Genomic DNA, 4,561 nt, shown 5'->3' on the forward strand with positions numbered 1-4,561 from the left:
GGTTGGCCGAGGAGTCGGAGGGCTTCAGCTCCAGGTTGGGCTCGCCGGTCTCGCCGAGCGGCGAGCAGATCCGCACGGCCGCCTCCCGGTTGTCGGGGCCGTGCACGGCGTACGCGCTGGACCAGGCGCGGGGCGACAGCCGCCGGAAGCTGTTGACGCTGCCGCAGGTGAGCGCGGTCAGGGCGGGCAGGTGGGCGAGCAGCCCGCCGATGAAGCACTCGAGCAGCTCGCCGCCGTCGGCGAACACGTTGTGCGTGTCGTCCCACAGCGACAGGTGCAGGTGGGCGCCGTTGCCCGCCTGGCCGGCCAGGGGTTTCGGGGCCAGCGTGGCCCACATGGCCATGCGCATGGCCACGCCGCGCACGGTCTCGCGGTAGAGGACGTGGTTGTCGGCGGCTCGCAGGGCGGCCGCGTGCCGTACCGACAGCTCCTGCTGGCCCGGCCCGAGCTCGGGGTGGTAGTGCTCGACGCGCAGCCCCTGCGTCTCCAGGGCCCGGACGAGCTTGATCGTGTAGTCGTGGGCGGTGTCGAACCCGGTGCCGGCGTAGCAGAGCGAGTCGTCGATCGGCACCAGCCGGTCGGGGCCGCCCGCGGGGTCGGGCAGCCGCCGTCCGAGCGTGAACTCCGGCTCGAACGCGGCCACCAGCGTGTAGCCTTCGGTCGCGAGATCGGCGACCGCGTCCTTGAGGAAGGTGCGGGGGCAGGCGTCCCAGGGCGATCCGTCGATCCGCCGCAGATCCGACAGCATCGCGGCGGCCCCCGGTGCGTGGGGGAGCGGGACGTACGTCGCGGGGTCGGGGACGATGCGCACCTCGCCCACCGGACCCATGTGCTCGACCTCCTGCAACTGGTCGAGCATGTTCATCGCCATCATGGCCACCGTGTGCCCGATGCCCGTGGTGAGGCGCTCGGCGAGCCTGGACCTGGATGCCGCCTTGCCGCGGATCACCCCGCCGTGGTCGGCGTAGAGGAAGCGGACGAGTTCGACGCCTTCGAGTTCCGCCCGTTCGAGGATGCGCCGGACATGGGGGTCGGGCTGGTGAGACTTGGCGGCGGCCGGACGATCTGTCATCCTGCCTGCGTAACACGATCCGCGACGCTGGGGAAGCGTCTAACGCAGGCAGCAGCCCAGCTCAGGTGAGAACATTGGTAAAGAAGACGGCGAGCTGGTTGGCTCCTTGGACGATCCCGTCGAACACACCGTTGACCGCGGACGCGGCCTGGGCCGGCCGGGTGAACAGGTAGAAGATCACGAACGCCACAAGAACGTAGGTTGCTACCTTCTTGACCTGCATGGGGGCCTCCTGCAGTCACATTCCCAGCCGTTTATACCCGGATCTGGGCGATCACTGGCATCTTCTATGAAGATGTTCTTGATCCTAACCGGGGGGCTTGTTTCTCACGCCATGGTACGGCCTTGAGCCTCTCTTGACGCGGACTCTGCGCCCGAATTCTCCCGATACGCCAGTCGCAGCAGGAGGTAGACCGGCAGCCCGATCGGCGACAGCAGGATCGTCAGCACCATCACCGGGGCCATGAGCAGGGGATGCACGCCCCGCTCCCGGCTGTCGAGGTAGATCCACCGGCCGAGGAACAGGTCCCAGGCGATGATCTGCGCCCAGAGCGCGGCGAGGGCGGGAGGGCTGCCGACGAGCGCCCGCAGGCCGGCCAGCGAGGGTGAGGTCACGACCGGCCAGAAGTCGGCGATCAGGGGCAGCATGAGCACCAGGTTGACCGCCAGGCTCGGCAGCACGATGAGCGGGGAGGCCGCCACCCGCCGGGAGACCGACCAGGTGGGCGCGAGGATCATCAGCGCCCAGAACGGGAAGGCGAGGTAGAAGCTCAGGTCGAACAGCGTCTCGGTGCTCATCGGGCGGCCTCCGCGCGCGAGGCCCCGTCCGCCGCCGGTGTGGCGTCCTTGGGGGCGCGGATCGAGGCCGCCGCCGCGATGAGCGCCGCCAGGAGGAGGGCGGACGCGGCGGCCAGGGTGACCCCGTCGGGGCGGACCAGCGGCTGGCCGCGCAGGGCCTGCCAGGTGGACAGCGCGAACACGCCCGCGTACAGGCCGCCCGCCGTGAGGGTGAGGCGCAGCCGTACCGGCTCGTGGGAGAGGACGGGCAGGCGGCGGGACAGGGCCGTCAGGGCGAGGGGGAGCAGCGACAGCAACTGCAGGGCGTGCATGCCGATGAAGTGCGGCGCCCGCAGGTCGCCGCCGACGGTGCTCCAGCCCAGCAGGGGCAGCCCGGGTCCGCCGTCGGGCAGCCCGACCGTGTGGGCGCCGATGATCCCGCCCGCGGCGCTCTGGCCCGGGCGGGGGCCGGTCATGAGGCCGCCGGTCGCCAGCCCCAGGGTGGAGATCACCAGGCCGAGCCGGACGCCCCAGGTGGTGGGCCGGTCCGCCTGGCGTTCCAGCAGCACGGCGACGGCGGCGACGATGTTGGCGACCATGAGCGCCAGGATCATCATCCCCATGACGCTGAAGAGGGTGGCGTCCAGCGGGGTGGAGACGTTGAAGTGGCTGCGGCGCACGCGCGCCGCCTGGAAGACGATGACGGCGACCTCGGCAACGCCGGTGACCGCGAGCACGGTGCCCGCCCAGCGGGCCCAGCGGCGGTCCCGGCGCAGCAGGGAGAGGAGCCAGGCCCAGGTGAAGGAGTAGAGGCCGATGGAGAGGGCGAACTTCAGCGGCTTGGCCCACAGGGGCATGCCGTCGAGCGTGCGGTCGTCCACGGCGAGCGAGACGATCAGGGCCACGGCCAGGAGCGCCATGGCTCCGGCCGCGAGCATGAGGGGGCGGTGCCAGCGGAGCACGGGGGACCTTCCTTCCAAGCAATGGATAGTGGATAGTGCTACTTGCCACTATCTATAGCTAAACTTTCCACTAGCCACAAGAGGGGAGTCGCCAGCGTGCGGATGGCAGAGCTCAGCGCGGACACGGGAGTCCCGGTGCCGACGATCAAGTACTACCTGCGTGAGGGCCTGCTTCCCCCTGGCCGGCCCGTGGGCCGCAACCAGGCCGAATACGGTCCCGCGCACGTCCGGCGGCTCAAGCTCGTCCGTGCGCTGATCGAGTACGGCGGTCTCAGCATCGCCACCGCCCGCGCCCTGGTCGAGTACCTGGACGACCCCGGGATCAGCGGCGGCGACCTCCTCGGGGTCGCCCAGCTCACGGTGAGCGCCCAGCACGAGCCGCCGCCGGGCCCGGGCAGGGACGCGGCCGAGCGGGTCGTCGAAGATCTCCTCGCCCGCATGGGATGGCACGACCTGAGGGAGCATCCGTCGCTGCCCACGCTCATCGGCGTGGTGGTCAGCCTCAGCGAGCTCGGCCGCGAGGACATGCTCCCCGTGCTCGACGACTACGCCGCCGCCGCCGAGCGCGTCGCCGCGGCCGATCTGACGGTCGTCGGTGACCTGGAGGACAGGGAACGGGCCATGGAGGTCGTGGTGCTCGGCACGCTGCTGGGCGACGCGTTGTTCTCGTCGCTCCGCAGGCTCGCCCAGGCGCACGTCACCCGGCGCCTCCACGGGCCGCCGGCGGACCCGGACCGATGTGACGAGTGGCGGCCCTCCCGCTCCGGCTAGACGCCGAGGCGGACGCTCTTGAGCCGGGCTATCGAGTCGGGGTCGCCCCTCAGCTCCACCCTGGCGTGCGCCTGCCGCCCGAAGCAGAACAGCAGCAACTCGGACGCCCGGCCCGTGACCTCCACCTTGGGGCCGCTCTGTGCCCCGCCGAGCGCCACGCCGCCGCCCAGCCGGTGCAGCACCACGCTTACCGGCGATCTGCGCAGCATCACCTTGCCCCCGGCGGAGACCCGCTCCCAGATGAGCCTCTCCAGGTCCTCGGGCAGCTCGCGCGGCTCCCACGAGGGCTGGGCGCGGCGCACGTCCTCGTGGTGGACGAGCAACTCCAGCGTGTTGAACGGCTCGTCCAGGAACCGCAGCAGGCCGTAGACGCCACCCGGCCTGCGCAACAGCCCGACCAGCTCGGGGTAGGGGTGCCTGGCCTTCAGTCCCTTCTGGACCGACGCGGTGTGCCATGCCAGCGGCTTGAGCACGACGCCGGGCAGCGCGTCCGGCCTGCGTTCGCGCAGCACCAGGTGGGCGGCCAGGTCATAGGTGGTCCACCCCTCGCACAGGGTCGGGGCGTCCGGGCCGAGCCGGTCGAACAGGTCGCAGAGGGCGGACCGTTCGCTCGAAGCGTGAGTCACGTTCAGAACACTACCCGCGGGAATATCGTGATGATCGGCAGTGATTAGGGACTTAGTAGCTCATATTGGGAAACCAACTGGTACAGAAGGGAATCTTGCGAGTGGCGAGCAAGGTCACCTCGGCGGTCATGCGTCAGGGGCTCCACGTTCTCGGAGTCGCCATCCGCGCGGAGAAGGCCGTGTTCGCGTCGGCGGTACTGGCCAGCGCCGTCTACGGAGGCATGACCGTGGGCTCGGCGTGGGCCCTCGGCTGGGCCACCGAGAACGTCGTGTTGCCCGCCTTCGAGCAGGGCCGTGCCACCGCGGGCGCCGTCTGGACCGCCGTGCTGTTCATCATGGGCGCCGCGCTGCTC

The 4,561-nt window shown here is 70.8% G+C and carries 7 protein-coding genes; 2 read left to right on the plus strand and 5 right to left on the minus strand.

What is annotated here, in order from left to right; all coding sequences use genetic code 11:
- The 4 genes from DAT37_RS43730 to DAT37_RS43740 form a co-directional block, all read right to left on the minus strand.
- Positions 1–1,072: type I glutamate--ammonia ligase (locus DAT37_RS43730; RefSeq protein WP_109530872.1), on the minus strand; the 1,072-nt coding region annotated here is incomplete at its 3' end.
- 61 nt (positions 1,073–1,133) lie between these two features.
- Complete coding sequence (locus DAT37_RS45200; protein ID WP_198654742.1) at positions 1,134–1,295, minus strand: hypothetical protein; 162 nt, start codon at positions 1,293–1,295, stop codon at positions 1,134–1,136.
- Positions 1,296–1,399: 104 nt separating this feature from the next.
- Positions 1,400–1,870: an ABA4-like family protein gene (locus DAT37_RS43735; protein ID WP_109530873.1), complete on the minus strand. Its 471-nt coding sequence runs from the start codon at positions 1,868–1,870 to the stop codon at positions 1,400–1,402.
- Positions 1,867–2,787: a hypothetical protein gene (locus DAT37_RS43740; RefSeq protein WP_109530874.1), complete on the minus strand. Its 921-nt coding sequence runs from the start codon at positions 2,785–2,787 to the stop codon at positions 1,867–1,869. The genes DAT37_RS43735 and DAT37_RS43740 overlap by 4 nt, the downstream gene beginning before the upstream one ends.
- Positions 2,788–2,913: 126 nt before the next feature.
- On the opposite strand from DAT37_RS43740, the gene DAT37_RS43745 reads away from it, so the two are divergent.
- Complete coding sequence (locus DAT37_RS43745) at positions 2,914–3,582, plus strand: MerR family transcriptional regulator (protein WP_232840359.1); 669 nt, start codon at positions 2,914–2,916, stop codon at positions 3,580–3,582.
- On the opposite strand, the gene DAT37_RS43750 is transcribed toward DAT37_RS43745, so the two are convergent.
- Positions 3,579–4,208, minus strand: a complete 630-nt coding sequence (locus DAT37_RS43750) for a TIGR03085 family metal-binding protein (protein WP_109530876.1) — start codon at positions 4,206–4,208, stop codon at positions 3,579–3,581. The genes DAT37_RS43745 and DAT37_RS43750 overlap by 4 nt on opposite strands.
- Positions 4,209–4,309: 101 nt before the next feature.
- On the opposite strand from DAT37_RS43750, the gene DAT37_RS43755 reads away from it, so the two are divergent.
- The coding region (locus DAT37_RS43755; protein ID WP_198654743.1) for a hypothetical protein at positions 4,310–4,561 on the plus strand (252 nt) is incomplete at its 3' end.

Origin of the sequence: Nocardia aurea (genome assembly GCF_003123685.1) — a bacterium.
GTDB classification, from domain to species: Bacteria; Actinomycetota; Actinomycetes; order Mycobacteriales; family Mycobacteriaceae; genus Nocardia; species Nocardia aurea.

Excerpts from the sequence above, each read along its gene's own strand:
- DAT37_RS43740 (WP_109530874.1), bottom strand. The coding sequence starts at position 2,787 with ATGCTCGCGGCCGGAGCCATGGCGCTCCTGGCCGTGGCCCTGATCGTC.
- DAT37_RS43745 (WP_232840359.1), top strand. The coding sequence starts at position 2,914 with ATGGCAGAGCTCAGCGCGGACACGGGAGTCCCGGTGCCGACGATCAAG.
- DAT37_RS43735 (WP_109530873.1), bottom strand. The coding sequence starts at position 1,870 with ATGAGCACCGAGACGCTGTTCGACCTGAGCTTCTACCTCGCCTTCCCG.
- DAT37_RS45200 (WP_198654742.1), bottom strand. The coding sequence starts at position 1,295 with ATGCAGGTCAAGAAGGTAGCAACCTACGTTCTTGTGGCGTTCGTGATC.